This is a genomic window from Methylobacterium sp. WSM2598, from assembly GCF_000379105.1.
Classification (GTDB): domain Bacteria; phylum Pseudomonadota; class Alphaproteobacteria; order Rhizobiales; family Beijerinckiaceae; genus Methylobacterium.
On sequence record NZ_KB900609.1, the window covers coordinates 1886592 to 1902201 of the forward strand.

At 72.1% G+C, this 15610-nt stretch carries 21 protein-coding genes and 1 pseudogene; 13 read left to right on the forward strand and 9 right to left on the reverse strand.

Annotated features, from left to right (window positions below; genetic code table 11):
• Positions 1-6: 6 nt before the first annotated feature.
• The 8 genes and pseudogenes from MET2598_RS0108805 (at position 7) to MET2598_RS0108840 (ending at position 6718) form a co-directional block, all read left to right on the forward strand.
• Complete coding sequence (locus MET2598_RS0108805) at positions 7-870, forward strand: substrate-binding domain-containing protein (protein WP_018260579.1); 864 nt, start codon at positions 7-9, stop codon at positions 868-870.
• Positions 867-1430, forward strand: a complete 564-nt coding sequence (locus MET2598_RS0108810; RefSeq protein WP_012332804.1) for a c-type cytochrome — start codon at positions 867-869, stop codon at positions 1428-1430. Before MET2598_RS0108805 ends, MET2598_RS0108810 begins: the two co-directional genes overlap by 4 nt.
• A complete protein-coding gene (gene coxB / locus MET2598_RS0108815) occupies positions 1427-2443 on the forward strand; it encodes a cytochrome c oxidase subunit II (RefSeq protein ID WP_018260580.1) in 1017 nt (338 codons plus the stop codon). The genes MET2598_RS0108810 and coxB overlap by 4 nt, the downstream gene beginning before the upstream one ends.
• Positions 2440-4357, forward strand: a pseudogene (gene ctaD / locus MET2598_RS36180) (cytochrome c oxidase subunit I). The gene coxB and the pseudogene ctaD overlap by 4 nt, the downstream one beginning before the upstream one ends.
• Positions 4358-4458: 101 nt before the next feature.
• Entirely contained in the window at positions 4459-4992 is a 534-nt protein-coding gene (locus MET2598_RS0108825) for a cytochrome c oxidase subunit 3 (RefSeq protein WP_236728894.1), read from the forward strand.
• Positions 4993-4999: 7 nt separating this feature from the next.
• On the forward strand, positions 5000-5389 hold the full coding sequence (locus tag MET2598_RS0108830) for a hypothetical protein (protein WP_012332800.1): 390 nt from the start codon (positions 5000-5002) through the stop codon (positions 5387-5389).
• A 44-nt stretch (positions 5390-5433) separates the two neighbouring features.
• Complete coding sequence (locus MET2598_RS0108835) at positions 5434-6330, forward strand: cytochrome c oxidase assembly protein (RefSeq protein WP_018260581.1); 897 nt, start codon at positions 5434-5436, stop codon at positions 6328-6330.
• The gene (locus tag MET2598_RS0108840) at positions 6320-6718 is read left to right on the forward strand and encodes a c-type cytochrome (RefSeq protein WP_018260582.1); all 399 of its coding nucleotides are present in this window, start codon (positions 6320-6322) and stop codon (positions 6716-6718) included. Before MET2598_RS0108835 ends, MET2598_RS0108840 begins: the two co-directional genes overlap by 11 nt.
• Before the next feature lie 90 nt (positions 6719-6808).
• Here the strand turns inward: MET2598_RS0108840 and MET2598_RS0108845 are convergent, their stop codons facing one another.
• The 7 genes from MET2598_RS0108845 to MET2598_RS0108875 all read right to left on the reverse strand — a co-directional run bounded on the left by MET2598_RS0108845 (position 6809) and on the right by MET2598_RS0108875 (position 9389).
• Positions 6809-7063: a hypothetical protein gene (locus MET2598_RS0108845; RefSeq protein ID WP_012332797.1), complete on the reverse strand. Its 255-nt coding sequence runs from the start codon at positions 7061-7063 to the stop codon at positions 6809-6811.
• 296 nt (positions 7064-7359) lie between these two features.
• Positions 7360-7566, reverse strand: coding sequence for a hypothetical protein (locus MET2598_RS0108850; RefSeq protein WP_236728695.1), 207 nt, complete (start codon positions 7564-7566; stop codon positions 7360-7362).
• 145 nt (positions 7567-7711) lie between these two features.
• The gene (locus MET2598_RS0108855) at positions 7712-7912 is read right to left on the reverse strand and encodes a hypothetical protein (RefSeq protein ID WP_012332795.1); all 201 of its coding nucleotides are present in this window, start codon (positions 7910-7912) and stop codon (positions 7712-7714) included.
• 114 nt (positions 7913-8026) lie between these two features.
• Positions 8027-8365 carry a DUF6481 family protein gene (locus MET2598_RS0108860; RefSeq protein WP_036270726.1) on the reverse strand — a complete coding sequence of 113 codons (339 nt, stop codon included), beginning with the start codon at positions 8363-8365 and terminating at the stop codon, positions 8027-8029.
• 26 nt (positions 8366-8391) lie between these two features.
• Entirely contained in the window at positions 8392-8613 is a 222-nt protein-coding gene (locus MET2598_RS40865; RefSeq protein ID WP_150108662.1) for a hypothetical protein, read from the reverse strand.
• Between the two features lie 87 nt (positions 8614-8700).
• Positions 8701-8910 (reverse strand): cold-shock protein, encoded by a 210-nt coding sequence (locus MET2598_RS0108870; RefSeq protein WP_018260584.1) that lies wholly within the window; start codon positions 8908-8910, stop codon positions 8701-8703.
• Positions 8911-9182: 272 nt separating this feature from the next.
• Positions 9183-9389, reverse strand: a complete 207-nt coding sequence (locus MET2598_RS0108875) for a hypothetical protein (protein WP_012332791.1) — start codon at positions 9387-9389, stop codon at positions 9183-9185.
• Positions 9390-9476: 87 nt separating this feature from the next.
• Between MET2598_RS0108875 and MET2598_RS0108880 the strand changes: the two genes are divergently transcribed.
• Positions 9477-10181 carry a spermidine synthase gene (locus tag MET2598_RS0108880; protein ID WP_012332790.1) on the forward strand — a complete coding sequence of 235 codons (705 nt, stop codon included), beginning with the start codon at positions 9477-9479 and terminating at the stop codon, positions 10179-10181.
• A gap of 9 nt (positions 10182-10190) precedes the next feature.
• Here the strand turns inward: MET2598_RS0108880 and MET2598_RS0108885 are convergent, their stop codons facing one another.
• Complete coding sequence (locus MET2598_RS0108885; protein WP_012332789.1) at positions 10191-10670, reverse strand: hypothetical protein; 480 nt, start codon at positions 10668-10670, stop codon at positions 10191-10193.
• Positions 10671-10841: 171 nt separating this feature from the next.
• Between MET2598_RS0108885 and MET2598_RS0108890 the strand changes: the two genes are divergently transcribed.
• On the forward strand, positions 10842-11051 hold the full coding sequence (locus MET2598_RS0108890; RefSeq protein WP_012332788.1) for a hypothetical protein: 210 nt from the start codon (positions 10842-10844) through the stop codon (positions 11049-11051).
• Positions 11052-11097: 46 nt separating this feature from the next.
• Here MET2598_RS0108890 and MET2598_RS0108895 read toward each other — a convergent pair whose 3' ends face one another.
• Positions 11098-11991, reverse strand: a complete 894-nt coding sequence (locus MET2598_RS0108895) for a LysR family transcriptional regulator (protein ID WP_018260587.1) — start codon at positions 11989-11991, stop codon at positions 11098-11100.
• Positions 11992-12153: 162 nt separating this feature from the next.
• On the opposite strand from MET2598_RS0108895, the gene MET2598_RS0108900 reads away from it, so the two are divergent.
• Genes MET2598_RS0108900 through MET2598_RS0108910 form a run of 3 tightly spaced genes read left to right on the forward strand, consistent with a single transcriptional unit; the run spans position 12154 to position 15576 of the window.
• Positions 12154-13728 carry an ABC transporter substrate-binding protein gene (locus MET2598_RS0108900; RefSeq protein ID WP_018260588.1) on the forward strand — a complete coding sequence of 525 codons (1575 nt, stop codon included), beginning with the start codon at positions 12154-12156 and terminating at the stop codon, positions 13726-13728.
• A 7-nt stretch (positions 13729-13735) separates the two neighbouring features.
• The gene (locus MET2598_RS0108905) at positions 13736-14650 is read left to right on the forward strand and encodes an ABC transporter permease (protein ID WP_012332785.1); all 915 of its coding nucleotides are present in this window, start codon (positions 13736-13738) and stop codon (positions 14648-14650) included.
• A complete protein-coding gene (locus MET2598_RS0108910) occupies positions 14647-15576 on the forward strand; it encodes an ABC transporter permease (protein WP_012332784.1) in 930 nt (309 codons plus the stop codon). The genes MET2598_RS0108905 and MET2598_RS0108910 overlap by 4 nt, the downstream gene beginning before the upstream one ends.
• Positions 15577-15610: the final 34 nt, after the last annotated feature.

Sequence of the window (15610 nt, forward strand, 5' to 3'; positions counted from 1 at the left end):
TCGGCCTTGCCGCATCGTCCTCGACGGACCGGCATCCGCTTCGTCGGACGATGCTCCGGGCTGCTCCGGCTCGCCTGCGGCTGCGCCGCTGCCCTCGCCTGTTCGGGGGCCGGCGCCCGCGAGCTGCGGGTCTGCGCGGACCCGAACAACCTGCCGTTCTCGAACCGGGGCGGGGAGGGTTTCGAGAACCGGATCGTCGACATCGTCGCCCGCGATCTCGGCGCCACCGTGACCTACACGTGGTGGGCGCAGCGGCGCGGCTTCCTGCGCAACACCATCCTGGCTGGCCGGTGCGATCTCGTTCCCGGAATCCCGGTCGGGCTCGAGGCCCTGCGGCCGACCCGGCCCTATTACCGCTCGTCCTTCGTGGTCGTGTCGCGTCCCGGGGGCCCCTCGATCCGGTCGCTCGATGACCCGAACCTGGCCGGCATGACCGTGGGCGTGCAGCTCGTCGGCAAGGACGCGGCCGGCACCCCGCCCGCGCGGGCGCTCGCCCGCCGGGGCATGACCGGGAACGTGCGCGGCTACCTCCTCACGGGTGACTACGCGGCGCCGAACCCGCCCGCCCGCATCATCGACGCGGTGGCCAGCGGAGAGATCGACGTCGCCCTCGCGTGGGGGCCGATGGCCGGCTACTTCGCGGCGCGGGCGGACCCACCCCTGCGCGTGGCACCGATCGAGCCCGCCATCGACGGGCCGAAAGGGCCGATGGTCTTCGACGTGGCCATGGGGGTGCGACGGGGGGACGAGGATCTGCGCCTGGAGGTGGGCGCGGCGCTGGAGCGCCACCGGGCCGAGATCGACGCGATCCTCCTCCGCTACGACGTGCCCCGCCTGGACGGCACGCGCCGGGTCGAGGCGGGGCCATGAACCGGCTTTCGGCCAAGCTGGCGCTCGCCGCGCTCGCCCTCGCGGCCTGCCAGAGGGAGGATCGCGAGGCGCGCCCGAGCCCCGTCGGGGCGGAGTCCCGGGAGCAGGTCGCCCTCAGCGATCTGTCGCCGGGCGAGGCGCTGCCGACCACCCGCACCAGCGGCCGGGCCAAGCAGTTCGAGGGCAACGCCTACCACCTCAGCCAGGGCAAGAAGCTCTTCACGTGGTTCAACTGCAGCGGTTGCCACGCCCAGGGCGGCGGCGGCATGGGACCTGCCCTGATCGACGACCGCTGGATCTACGGCGGTTCGATCGAGAACATTGTCCAGACCATCCGCGAGGGCCGGCCGAACGGCATGCCCTCGTTCCGCGGGCGCATCCCCGACGACCAGATCTGGGAGCTCGCCGCCTATGTCCGCTCGATGAGCGGGAACGTGCCGTCGAGCGCGGCGCCCTCCCGCAGCGACAGCATGCATCCGCATCCCTCCGAGAACCGGACCAGCCCGAGCCCGCCGGTCTCGGGTGGGATCGTTCCGCCGTCAGGGCAGATGCCCCGATGAGCGCGCGGGGGAGTGCTCGGCGCGCCCTGGCCCTCGGCCTCGCCCTCCCGCTCGCGGGCTGCACCTTCGTGCAGTCCCCCCTGGACCCGGTCAGCCCGCAGGCGCGGGACCTGCTGTGGCTGTTCTGGCTGTTCAGCGCCGTGCTGGCGGCGATCTGGCTGGCCGTGATGCTCGCGCTCCTCGCGAGCGTTCGGGCGAGGAGGGCGGAGACCGCCGACCCGCTGGCGATCGACCCGCGGCGCGAGCGGCGCGCGACCGCGCTCGTGGCGGGACTGACGGTCGCGACCGGCCTCGTCGTGCTGGTCCTGACCGGTCTGAGCTACGCCGGGCAGCGCCGGCTGTTCGGCGACGAGGCGGCCCGGGTGACGATCCGCGTGATCGGGCACCAATGGTGGTGGGAGGTGCAGTACGAGGACCCCGAGCCGAGCCGCGGCTTCACCACCGCGAACGAGATCCACGTGCCGGTCGGGGTGCCGGTGCGGCTGACGCTCGATTCCACGGACGTGATCCACTCCTTCTGGGTCCCGAGCCTGACGGGCAAGCAGGACCTCATCCCGGGGCGGACCAACGCGATCCACTTCACCGCCGAGCGTCCCGGCCTCTACCGCGGCCAATGCGCCGAGTTCTGCGGGATGCAGCATGCCAAGATGGGCCTCCTGGTGATCGCGGAGAACGAGGAGAGCTTCGACCGCTGGCGCCGGGGGCAGGCCGCACCCCGTCCCGAGCCCGGGAGCGACGAGGCCCGGGCGGGCGAGGCGGCCTTCGTCGCCGCGCCCTGCTCCCTCTGCCACCAGGTGCGGGGCACCGCCGCGGCCGGCCGCAACGGTCCGGAACTCACCCATGTGGGCTCGCGCCGCACCCTGGCCGCCGGCACCCTGCCGATGAGCCGGGGCAACCTGGCGGCCTGGATCGTCGACCCGCACGGCATCAAGCCCGGGGTCAACATGCCCCTGGTGAGGCTCGACCCCGACCAGCTGAACACCGTCTCGGCCTACCTCGAGGGGCTCAAATGAGCGACGTGGCGTCCGCGACCGGCGACCTGCGCGACACGAACCTCGACGGGCCGGCGCTCAGCGCGCGGCTCGGCCGCGTCTGGGGGACCCGGCGCGGCCTCCTCGGCGCGCTCGCCACGGTCGACCACAAGATCATCGGCCGGCGCTACATCGTGACGGCCTTCCTGTTCCTGTTCCTCGGCGGCCTCACCGCCCTCGTGATGCGCCTGCAGCTCGCCCGGCCGGAGAGCGGCCTCGTCGGTCCCGACACCTACAACCAGCTCTTCACGATGCACGGCTCGACCATGATGTTCCTGTTCGGCGTGCCGATCGGGGAGGCCATGGCCGTCTACCTCGTTCCGCTGATGGTCGGCACCCGCAACCTCGCCTTCCCGCGCCTCAATGCCTTCTCGTACTGGGTCTACCTCTCGGGCGGGCTGTTCCTGTGGGTGTCGTTCCTGCTCAACATCGGGCCGGATGTCGGCTGGTTCGCCTACGTGCCGCTCTCCGGACCTGAGTACTCGCCGGGCAAGCGCGCCGATACCTGGGCGCAGATGATCACCTTCACGGAGCTCTCGGGCCTCGCGGTCGCGATCGAGATCATCGTGACGGTGCTCAAGCAACGCGCGCCCGGCATGACGCTGGACCGCATTCCCGTCTTCGTCTGGGCACTGTTCGTCAACTCCTTCATCATCGTGTTCGCGCTGCCCGCGGTGATGCTCGCCTCGACCTTCCTGATCCTCGACCGGCTGGTCGGCACGCACCTGTTCAACCCGGCCGAGGGCGGCGACGCGCTGCTCTACCAGCATCTGTTCTGGTTCTTCGGCCATCCGGAAGTCTACATCATCTTCCTGCCGGGGACCGCCTTCGTGTCGGCGATCATCCCGACCTTCGCGCGGCGCGAGACGTTCGGCTACCTCGCCCTCGTCCTGTCGCTGATCGCCACCGGCTTCCTGTCCTTTGGCCTCTGGGTCCACCACATGTTCGTGACCGGGCTGCCGCAGCTCGGGGCGGCCTTCTTCACCGCGTCGAGCATGCTGATCGCGATCCCGAACGGGCTGCAGATCTTCTGCTGGATCGCGACGCTGTGGGACGGGCGGCCGGTCTGGCGCACGCCGCTGCTGTTCGTGGCCGGCTTCTTCTTCATCTTCGTGGCGGGCGGGTTGTCCGGGATCATGCTCGCCTCGGTGCCGATCGACACCCAGGTCCACGACACCTACTTCGTCGTCGCGCACTTCCACTACGTGCTGATCGGCGGCAACGTCTTCCCGCTGATCGGTGCGATCTACTACTGGTTCCCGAAATTCACCGGACGCCTGCTGAGCGAGCGGCTCGGCGCCTGGAACTTCTGGCTCACCTTCGTCGGCTTCAACGTCGCGTTCTTCCCGATGCACATCAGCGGGCTGATGGGGATGCCGCGCCGCGTCTACACCTACGGGCCCGAGATGGGCTGGGGACACCTGCAGCTCCTCTCGACGGCGGGCGCGCTGATCCTGTTCGCGGGCTTCCTCGTCTTCGCCTGGAACGTGATCGCCAGCCTGCGTCGCGGCGACGTCGCCGGCGCGAATCCCTGGAACGCCGGCACGCTCGAATGGGCGACGGCGTCCCCCCCCGCCTCCCCAGAACTTCGACCGCATCCCGCTCGTCACCCACCGCGAGCCGCTCTGGGCGGAGCGGGGCGGCCTGCCCGTCGTGACCGGCCTGAGCGTCGGCCATCGCGAGCTGGTCGTCAGCAGCGTGGCCGAGGCCGAGCCCCAGCTGCGCGAGACCTCGCCCGCTCCGTCGATCTGGCCGCTCGCGGCGGCGATCGCCGTCGGGGTGACCTTCATCGGCTCGATCTTCACACCCTACGCGGTGCTCTGGGGGGCGCTGCCGATCGCGGCGGCGCTCACCGGCTGGTTCTGGCCCAAGACCGCGCCGGAGGACGAGGAATGAGCACCCTGCGCGCCGAGGCGCGACCCGCCCGGGCCGACGCGCCGCGCGTGACCCGGGACGTCTCGGCCCTCCCGACCTACGGCTTCGGCCCGACGAGCCCGATGTGGTGGGGCACGCTCGGCTTCTTCGTCGTCGAGGGCACCGGGTTCGCGCTCGCGCTCGGCGCCTGCTTCTACCTGGTGCAGCAGAACCCGCAATGGCCCCTGGCGCCGGCGCCGCCCGACCACTGGGCCGGAACCCTCAACACGCTGCTCCTGCTCGCCAGCCTCTGGCCGAACCGGGTGGCCGACCGCGACGCGCAGGCGCTGGACCTCGGGCGCGTGCGGCGCGACCTCGTGATCATGTCCCTCGTCGCGATCGCGGCGACCGCCGTCCGGCTCTACGAGTTCACGGGCCTCGGCGTGAACTGGGACCAGAACGCCTACGGCTCGATCACCTGGGTGCTGCTCGGCCTGCACCTGACGCACCTGATCACCGATGCGGGCGACACGCTGGTGCTCACCGCCCTGATGTTCACGCGTCACGCGACCGGCAAGCGCTTCAGCGACGTGAGCGACAACGCCTTCTACTGGTACTTCGTCGTGCTGTCCTGGCTGCCGATCTACCTGGCCGTGTACTGGCTGCCGCGCTGGTGAGGGTGCGATGCGCAACTGGCTGACCGGAGGATGGCCCTCCGCCGGAATCTTCGCCGGCCCGACGGCGTGGCTGGTGAGCACGCAGGCGAACTACGCGCTCGCGCCCTGGAGCTGCGCCCACCGCTTTCCGGTGATCCCCCTCCTCGCGGCGGCTCTGGTCGCGGCGAGCCTGGGCGGGAGCTACGCCTCGTGGCGCGCCTGTCAGCGGCCGCCGGAGGCCGACGCGACCACGGTGCCGGCCCCGGACGGGTCGCGCGCGACCTCCCTCGACTCGCCCGAGGGCGGCCGTCCTCACCGGCTGATCGCCGCGATCGGCGTGCTGGTCTCGCTCCTGTTCGCCGTCGTGATCGGGGTTCACGGCGTCGCCGGGCTGGTGTTCAGCGGGTGCGAGCGGTGAGGCGGCCCGCGGCGGAGGCCCGCGCCCGGGCAGCTTGCGCCGCGATGGTCACCGCGGCACTCGTCCTGCCGACGGGCAGCTCGGCCCATGGCGGCGATCCCGGCGCGCTCTGGCCGAGCGGCCCCGCCTGGGCGAGCGACCCGAGGGTGCTCGCTCCGCTCTCCGTCAGCGCCGTGCTGTTCCTGGTCGGCACGGTGCGCCTGTGGGGGCGGGCCGGTCACGGCCGCGGGGTGCGCCGCTGGCAGGTCGCCTGCTTCTGGAGCGGTTGGACCGTGCTGGCCCTGGCCCTGCTGTCCCCGCTGCACGGGTGGGGCGAACGTCTCTTCACCGCCTACATGGTCGAGCACGAGCTCCTGATGGTGATCGCGGCTCCCCTGCTCGTGCTCGCCCGCCCGGGCAGCGCGATGCTGTGGGCCCTGCCCGCGTCCTGGCGCCCGCGTGTCGGCGGGGTCGTCCGCCTGCCGGTCCTCGGTCCCGCGTGGCGGTCCATGCGAACGCCGTTCTCGGCGACGCTGCTCCACGGGGTGGCGCTCTGGGCCTGGCACATGCCGGGCCTCTACGATCTCGTGCTGGTGAACGCCCTCGCGCACTGGCTCCAGCACCTCAGTTTCCTGCTCTCGGCGCTCCTGTTCTGGTGGGCCCTGCTGCACGGGCCCGTCCGGAGCCGCGGCTACGGGGCATCCTTCCTCTACCTCTTCCTGACGAGCCTCCACACCGGCCTGCTCGGAGTCCTGCTGACGGTCTCGCCGCGGCTCTGGTACCCGCGCCAGGTCGCGGCGGCCGCCGAGTGGGGGCTGACTCCCCTGGAGGATCAGCAGCTCGCCGGTCTGGTGATGTGGGTGCCGGCCGGGCTGGTCTACGCCGCGGCCGCCCTGACGCTGGCCGGGATCTGGATCCGTCGCTCAGGACCGGACACCGCGAGGCAGGCCCATGCCGCTTAGATGGATCGCGCTCCTCGCCGCGGCGGCGGCCCTCGCCACCGGCGGCCTCGTCGCTCACCGGATCGACCTCCGGCGTCAACGGATCGAGCTTGCCAGGAACCTGACTGGGGGAGACCCCGACCGCGCCCCGGCGCTGATGATCGGCCACGGCTGCGCCGGCTGCCACGAGATCCCGGGCCTCGCGGGCCCTCGGGGGCGGGTCGGCCCGCCGCTGGGCAGCGTGGCCGAGCGCGTCTACATCGGCGGGGTCGTGACGAACACGCCCGAAAACCTGGTTCGCTGGATCGTCGATCCGAGAGCCCTCGATCCCCGGACGGCGATGCCGGTCACCGGGATTTCCGAGGCGCAGGCCCGGGACATCGCGGCCTACCTGTACGCCCATCGCTAGAGGCGCGCCGGCCGGACCGCCCGCCGCCGTCCCGCCGGACGGCGCCGATCGGCACCGCCGCCGGCTCGACGCCGAGCCGGCGACCGATGCTCAGGACCCCGTGATCATCTCGGCGAAGTCGTCCGGCACCTCGCCGAACCGGCCCAGGATCGCGACGCCTTCCAGTTCGCCCGTCTCGCTGTCGGCCCGGATCCGCAGGGCGGCCGCGCCGGGCTTGCGGGCCGCGATGGCCTCGGCGCGCTTGAGCGCGCCGCTCTCGGTCGGGGCGACGTCGCGCGCGCCCGGCACGAGGCGCTTGCGCTTCATCTCGAAGGTCTGGATCACGTAGGTGGTCGCCGTCGCCATGGTCGTTCCGGGATCGCGTGCGTCCGTCCGATTTCGTTCTAAGCATCCTTCCGCCGGCCGGGACCGGCCGGTGCCGCATTTCGCCGGCCGGGACCGGCCGGTGCCGAAGGGGTCAGCGGTTCGGCGGCGAACCGAAGCACCGCGTCGGCGAAACATGATGCAGCCTCAAGAGGCCGAGCAGAATTGCCCCATGCTCGTCTGCTCGGCGACGGGATCCGGCCGAGTCCCGCCCGACGGGCCGGGGCGCGACCCGATGTCCGACGGCGCGCTGGTCCGGCGCTCCCGCGCGGGCCGCGTCAGCTCTCGGCGGTGTCCGCCGCGTCGGCGGGCGCGGGGGCGTCCGGCGGCGGCGCGGGCCGCTGCCCGCGGGCCGGCTTGCCGCGGGACGCGCGCGAAGCGCTCGACGGTTCCGTGCCGGGCACCGGGGCGAGGCGGGCGATCCGCTCCCTGAACTCCTCGTTCGAGGGGCCGCGCGCCGCGCCTGTGATGGGGCTCCTGGTCATGCTCATTCGCTTTCGGGTTGCCCGGTCGAGAACCCGTGACGGGGAAACGGGCGCGTGCCGATCCCGGCTGCGCGGCGGACGATCCGCGCCCGGGCCGGCGGGATGTCGGGGCGCCCGAGACGGCACCCCGGCGAGGGCCGAGGGGTCAGCGGGCGGCGGCGGCGATCTCGCTCTCGCGCACGGCCCGTTCCCCCATGCGGGAGCGGATCCGGTAGGTGGCTTCCCCGGTCCGGTCCTCCGGCATCAGCTGCACGACCTCGAACACCTCCCCGCTGCTGGCGAGGGAGTCGGAGAAGCCGCTGCGGAGCATGCGGACTTGCTGATGCAGCTTGAATTTGTGCGACATGGGTCGAGTCTCTCCCGACGAGGGGCGACGCGCCGGCCTCGACGCGTCGCGGAGGTGAGGCCCCGCGGGTGCCGCCGCGGGGACCGAGGCTGCTGCCGCCGAAGGCGGGGAGCGTCACCCGCGCTGGCGGGCCTTGCGGGCCGCGTAGCGGGCGTCGCGGGCAGCCTTCCGGTCGGCCTGCAGCGACAGGGCCCGGGCCGAGGCCTCGGCCTCCTCCCGCGCCCGCGCCGCGGCCTCGACCTCGCGCCGGCGCGCCTGCTCGGCCGCCGCCAGGGCGGCCTCGGCGGCGCGCTCGGCCTCCCGCTCGGCCGCGCGCAGGGCGCGGGCCTCGGCGAGGGCCTGCCGCTCGGCGCGGCGCGCGGCCAGGGCCGGATCGTCATCGGCCGGCCGGTCGCGGAAGCGCGCCAGCATGGCCTGCCGGGAAGCGGCGGCCGATCTCAGCCGATCTCCCAGCGGGGCGTCCTGAAATCGCGCCACGGCTAGGCCCGGCTCAGGCTGACGGTGCGCACCGGACTCGAGAACCTGTCGGCCAGATGCCAGCGCAACTCCCGCGTCGAATGATAGTCGTAGGTCCTGTCGAGCAGGTGGCTGACGTCGACGCGTTCGTCGCCGACCTTCTGCCAGATCTGCCGCACCTGGAACGTCAGCGGCTCGGCCGCCGCGGAACCCGGAAGATGATTCGAAATAAACGTAAAATTCACTCAGAGTAACCTATCGGAGTTCAGGTCTGTCCACTCGGAACAGGGGAGGGATGCGGCCGGACCCGGCCGCATCGATCGCCGGAGGGTCTACGCGGCCCGGAGGCTGCCGGCGGATTGCTTGCCGCTGCGGCGATCGGTCTCGAGCTCGTAGGACACCTTCTGGCCCTCGGAGAGGGTCTGCAGGCCCGAGCGCTCGACGGCCGAGATGTGAACGAAGACGTCCTTGCCGCCGTCGTCCGGCTGAATGAAACCAAAGCCCTTCTGGCCGTTGAACCACTTGACGGTGCCGGTGCTCATCATCGTATCCATGTTTTTCGCGAGTGCACGCGTGAACCCGGCGCGCTTCAGCGCGGCCAAGTCTCGCCTGATCGATAGTTTTGGAGAGAGTGTCAGAGCGTGCGCCCGGCAAAAGCTGGGCGAAGAGGCCCGGAAGTCCGGCCAAAGATCGATAGATGTAATATGGGCCGGTTCCACCCCGATGGCAAGGCGCCCGGGCGAAAAGACCCGGCCCCGCGCGCCGTCGCTGCCCGACGCCTGCGAGGATGCGGGCGGCCCGGCGCCGCCGCGCGTCAGCGCCGCCGCGAGTCGGAGCCGGCGCGGAAGGCCCGCTCCACCGCCGCGAGGGCCTGGGCGCGCGCCTTGGCCTCGCTCTCGTGCGGCCGGTCCGACCGTTCGAGGAGCTTGCCGTGCCGGCGGATCGCCCAGCCGTAATGGCCCTTGGGCCGGGCCAGCGGTGAAACTTCGATCGCGAAGGGGTACAGGCTTGTGTCGTTCATCACACGGACATCGCACGAAAGGCGCGCCATGACCATCTACGGCGCTCCACGGACCGCGCCCGCGTCCCGAAACCAGAGGCCTTCCCGGTGACAGAATGGGTTCAACTCGATGCCGCCGCCATCCCGGGCGAGCGGGAGCCGATGCGCCTCATGCAGCGAGGCCACGAGTTCACGATCTGCGTCGGCCGGATCGAGCTGATGAGCAACCGCGCCTGCACCTCCGAGGCGGCCCTCGCCGCCCTCGCCTGCGCCCGCCTGCGGGACCGCCCGCGGGCCAGGGTGCTGATCGGCGGGCTCGGCATGGGCTTCACGCTCCGGGCCGCGCTCGACGCGCTCGGGCCGGACGCCCGGGTCGTCGTGGCGGAACTGGTGCCGGCCGTGGTGGCCTGGGCGCGCGGCCCGCTGGCCCACGTCTTCGCCGGGAGCCTCGACGATCCGCGGGTCGAGCTGCGGGAGGACGACGTCAAGCGCGTGATGCAGCAGGGGCAGGCGGATTACGACGCGATCCTGCTCGACGTCGACAACGGCCCCGAGGCGCTGACGCGGGTGGAGAACGACCGCCTCTACGACAGCTGGGGCCTGAGGCGGGCGCGCTACGCCCTGCGCTCGAGCGGCGTCCTCGGCGTCTGGTCCGGCGGGCCCGACCGGCGCTTCAAGGCCCGCCTGCGCAACACGGGCTTCGCCGTGGAGGAGGTCCGCGTGCACGCGAACGGCCGCAGCGGCCGCCGTCACGTCGTCTGGCTCGCCACGCCCTCGGAGACCGGGACGCCGTTCTGCTGGCCCGCGCCGTGAGGGGGCGGGTCAGGCCGCATCGAGCCGCCGGACCACCCTGAGCGGGGAGGTGGTGACCAGCTCCCGGTAGGTTCCGACCGGCGGGCGCTCGGGGCCCTCGCTGCCCTTCCAGTAGAGCTCGGCGAGCAGCACCGCCTCGTCGCCGCCGCAGCGGACCGCCTCGGCGATGGTCCAGTCGCCGACATGGGTCGGGGCCGCCGCATCGATCGACTCGACCTCGTAGAGCGGCTCGCGCACGCGCCCGGCATGCCGGGCGCACTGCGTCTCGACATAGGCGCGCACGTCCTCCTCCGTGAGGCAGGCGAAGATGCTGCGCAGGCGCGACGGCTTGTCCCGGAATCCGGCCGCCCTGACCTCTTCGAGGATTTTCTCGCGCGCGTGATCGTAGTGACAATGCAGCGAGACACCGATCATGCGGCCGTAATGTCCGGGCCGCAGGATCGCGCCGACCGGCGGGTAATGGTCGGCCGCGTGAAAGAGACGGGTCATGCGCGCGAGGATCACACCGAAACACTGGTCCGTCCAGGAACGGATGGGCGGGGACCGGGGAGAAAATCCGGTCCTGGCCGGAACAAAAGAGCGCTTGCGGCGTCAATACGGTCAGGGTTGCGGCGCCCCGCAGGCCCCGTCCCGTCATGCCCGACAGAGCTGGAGATCGCGATGACCAAGCTCTTCATCGGCAGCCTCCGCACGCGGCGCGGCTACCGACCGCCGATCACGATTCGGGCGACCTCCCGCTCGGAGGCGCTGTCGTTCCTGCAGGCGACCTATCCGGAGGACCGCGTCGAGGCCGTGCTGCCGGCGCAATGGTGGCCGCCGGGCTCGGATACCGGTTCGGTGATCGGCGACATCCGCGAGCACCGGGGCTGAGGGGGCGGCCGCGCTCCCCGACCGGGCCGGGCTGCGGCAGCCGCCCTCACGCCGGCGGCAGGGCGGCGAGCAGGCTGCGCAGGAAGGCCCCGACGGCCCGCGGCAGCCGGCGATCCCGCATCGTCTGCACCTGGATGCCCCGCATCAGCCCGCCCTGCGTCCGGATCGGGACCGCGGCGAGTTCCCCGAGCCGCAGGGGCGTCTCCACCGAGAGGGCCGACATCACCGCGACGCCCCGCGTGCGCCGCACGAAGGGAAGCAGCGCCCAGAGATGGTTGGCGGTCAGGGTCGGCTCGATGGCCACCCCCTCGGCCGCGCAGGCGGCGTCGAAGATGCGCCGCGCCGTGGTGTCCCGGGTCGGCAGCGCGACCGGGTGGGCGGTGAGGTCGGCGAGGCGCAGGAGCGGCGCCCCCGCGAGCGGGTGTCCGGGCGCCGCCACCACGATCATCTCCACCCGCGCGTTGTAGACCACCCGCACCGGCGGGACGGCATCCATGGCGAAGGTCATCCCGATATCGGCGTCGCCCGCGGCGACCACCTGCGTCACCTGGGCCGGGGGCAGGATCGTCAGCTCGAAGCGGATCCCCGGATGGCTCCCGTGGAAGGCCGCGATGGCGTTCGGCAGGATGTCGAGGGCGAAGCCCTCGGAACTCGCCACCCGGATCAGGCCCCGGACCAGCCCCTGCAGGTCGCGGATCTCGGTCACGACCTGCTCGGTGCGCATCAGCACCTGGTGGGCGTGCTGGGCCAGCAACTCGCCGGCCGGGCTCGGCACCATGCCGCGCGGCCGCCGTTCGAACAGCACGCAGTCGAGCTCGGCCTCCAAGTTGGCGATCTGCCGGCTGATCGCCGAGGCGGCGACGTTGAGCTGCGCGCTCGCCGCCGCGATCGATCCCGTTCGCGCCACGGCCAGGAAGTACCGCAGGCTGCTGGTCTGCATCGCTCCCGCCCCCGCCGACCCTTGCCGGATCGGCAACGGACGCTTCGCCAAATTCTACTTGCTGCGAACCATCCTGCACAACACTCTGGCATGGTCACGAAAGCGGCAGGAGCTCCGCGGGACCCATCCGGGGCGGTGCCGCACTCTGAGAGGCGATCCGACATGCTGAGACGGACCCGACCGGCCCCCCGCCTCGCCCGCACCGCCCCGCGCGGTCGCGGAGCGGCGGCCCTGCTCCTGGCCGGGACGGCCTTCCTGGCCGGGGCGGCGGGCCCGGCCCTCGCCGGCAAGGCCAACGACACCCTGGTCTACGCCTCGGACAGCGAGCCCGAGAACGTCAGCCCCTATCACAACAGCGCCCGCGAGGGGGTCATCCTGGCCCGCAACGCCTGGGACACGCTGCTCTACCGCGATCCCGCCACCGGCACCTACCAGCCGATGCTGGCGACCGCCTGGACATGGGCCGATCCCGTCACCCTCGACCTCACCATCCGGGAGGGCGTGGTCTTCCACAACGGCGATCCGCTCACGCCGGAGGACGTCGCCTTCACCTTCAACTACGTGCTCACGCCCGAGGCGCGCACGGTCACCAAGCAGAACGTCGACTGGATGAAGTCCACCGAGGTGCTGGGCCCGCACACGGTGCGCATCCACCTGAAGGCGCCGTTCCCGGCCGCGCTCGAATACCTCGCGGGTCCGACCCCTATCTTCCCGGCGGCCTATTTCAAGAAGGTGGGGCTCGACGGCTTCGCCAAGGCGCCGGTCGGCACGGGGCCCTACCGGATCGTCAGCGTCGAGAGCGGGCGCGGCGTCAAGCTCGAGCGCTTCGAGAAGTACTGGTCCGGCAGCCCGATCGGGCGGCCGAAGATCGGCAAGCTCGAATTCCGGGTCATCCCGGACGCCGACAGCCGGATGGCCGAGCTCGTCACCGGCGGCATCGACTGGATCTGGCGCGTGCCGAGCGACCAGGCCGATCAGCTGCGCGCGGCGCCCGGGATCACGGTGCTGAGCGCCGAGACGATGCGGGTCGGCTTCCTGCAATTCGACGTCGGCGGCCGGGCGATGGAGAAGTCGCCCCTCAGGGACGTGCGGGTGCGCCGGGCGATCTCCTACGCGATCGACCGCAAGGCGATGGTCGACAACCTCGTGCGCGGCGGCGCGCGCGTGATGAACGTGCTGTGCTTCTCCGGGCAGTTCGGCTGCGTCGAGGAGGGCGCCCCGCGCTACGCCTACGATCCCGCCAAGGCCAAGGCGCTGCTCAAGGAGGCGGGCTACCCGGACGGGTTCGAGATCGACCTCGCGGCCTATCGCGAGCGCGACTACGCCGAGGCCGTGATCGGCTACCTGCGGGCGGTCGGCATCCGGGCGCGGCTCAACTACCTGCGCTACGCCGCCTTCCGGGACGCGCTGCGCGGCGGCAAGGTCTCGATCGGCTTCCAGACCTGGGGCTCGTTCTCGGTCAACGACGTCTCGGCCTTCACGGGCGTGTATTTCCGCGGCGGCGACGAGGATCTGACCCGCGACCCGGCGGTGATCGCGGCGCTCCAGGCCGGCGACACCGCGAGCGACCCGGGCGAGCGCAAGGCGAAGTACGCCGAGGCGCTCTCGCGCATCGCCGGCGAGGCCTACGCGCTGCCGATGTTCTCCTACCCGTCGAACTACGCCTTCACCCAGGACCTGAACTTCACGGCGCAGCCCGACGAGGTGCCGCGCTTCTACGCCGCCTCCTGGAAGTGAGGCCGCGATGCTGCGCTTCGCCCTGCGCCGCGTGCTCGTGGCGCTCAGCGTCGCCGTCACCGTCTCGGTGGCGAGCTTCCTGCTGCTGCACCTCTCCGGCGACCTCGCCACGGCGATCGCCGGGCCCGATGCGACGGGCGCGCAGATCGAGGCGATCCGGACCCAGTACGGGCTCGACCGGCCCCTCCTCGCCCAGTTCGCCGCCTGGGCCTGGAAGGCGCTCCACCTCGATTTCGGCCAGTCCTTCTACTTCCGCGAGCAGGTCACCGACCTGATCGCCGCCCGCCTGCCGGTGACGCTCATTCTCGGCGTCGTGGCGCTCGCCGTCGCCCTGTTCGTGGCGATCCCGCTCGGGGTGCTGGCGGCGGTGCGCCGCGACACCTGGATCGACCGCGCGGCCCTGTTCGTCTCGGTGCTGGGGCAGGCGATGCCGACCTTCTGGTTCGGCCTCGCCCTGATCATCGTGTTCTCGGTCAACCTGCGCTGGCTGCCGGTCTCGGGCAACGCCACCTGGAAGCATTTCGTGCTGCCCGCGGTGGCGCTCGGCTACTACGCCATGCCGGCGGTGATGCGGCTCACCCGCAACGGCATGCTGGAGGTGCTCTCCTCCGACTTCGTCCGCACCGCCCGGGCCAAGGGCCTGCCGCCGCGCAAGATCCTGGTCCGCCACGCCCTGCGCAACGCGGTGATCCCGGTGATCGCGCTCGCCGCGGTGCAGTTCGGCTTCATGCTCGGCGGATCGATCGTCGTCGAGGCGGTGTTCTCGCTCCAGGGGCTCGGCCAGCTCGCCTGGGAGTCGATCGCCCGCAACGACTTCCCGGTGGTGCAGGCGATCGTGCTGGTTCTGGCGATGATCTACATCGCGCTCACCCTGGCCGCCGACCTCCTCAACGCCCTCCTCGATCCGCGACTGCGCCAATGATCGCCCCGAGCTCCCCGCCGGCCGAGCCCGGCCTCGTCCCCCCGGCCGCCGAGGCGCCGCTGCCGGTGCGCTCGCCGACCGCTATCGTGCTGCGCCGCGGCCTGTCGCACGCCGGCTTCCTGATCGGGGCCGGGCTCCTCGGGCTCGTCCTGCTCACGGCGCTCGCCGCGCCGCTGCTCGCCCCGCACGACCCCTACGCGCAGGACGTCTCGCGCCGCCTGATCCCGCCCATCTGGCAGGCCAAGGGCTCCTGGGAGCACCTGCTCGGCACCGACAAGCTCGGGCGGGACTATCTCAGCCGCCTGATCTACGGCAGCCAGATCTCGCTGCTGATCGGGTTCTCGGCGGCGCTGATCTCCGGGCTGATCGGCACGACGCTCGGCCTGCTGGCCGGCTATTTCGGCGGCCGGATCGACGCCCTGGTGAGCTACGTCGTCACCACGCGCCTCGCGCTGCCGGTCGTGCTGGTGGCGCTCGCCATGGCGGCGCTGGTCGGCGGCTCGCTCAAGGTCGTGGTGCTGGTCCTCGGCCTGCTGCTCTGGGACCGCTTCGCGGTGGTGACGCGGGCGGCGACCCGGCAGGTGCGGGCCCAGGATTTCGTCGCCGCCGCCGAGGCGCAGGGCTTCTCGACCGCCCGGATCCTCCTGCAGGAGATCCTGCCCAACATCCTCAACGCGCTCATCGTGGTGGCGACGCTGGAGATGGCGCACGCCATCCTGCTCGAGGCCGCCCTGTCCTTCCTCGGCCTCGGCGTGCAGCCGCCGCTGCCCTCCTGGGGCCTGATGATCGCCGAGGGCAAGCCGTACATGCTGTTCCAGCCCTGGGTGATCACCATCCCGGGCGTGGCCCTGCTGGTCCTGGTGCTCGCCGTCAACCTGCTCGGGGATGGCCTGCGCGACATTACCGCCCCCGAGCGGCGTTCCTGACCGCGCGAACCTCCGTTCGAGGTCCGCCAAGAGT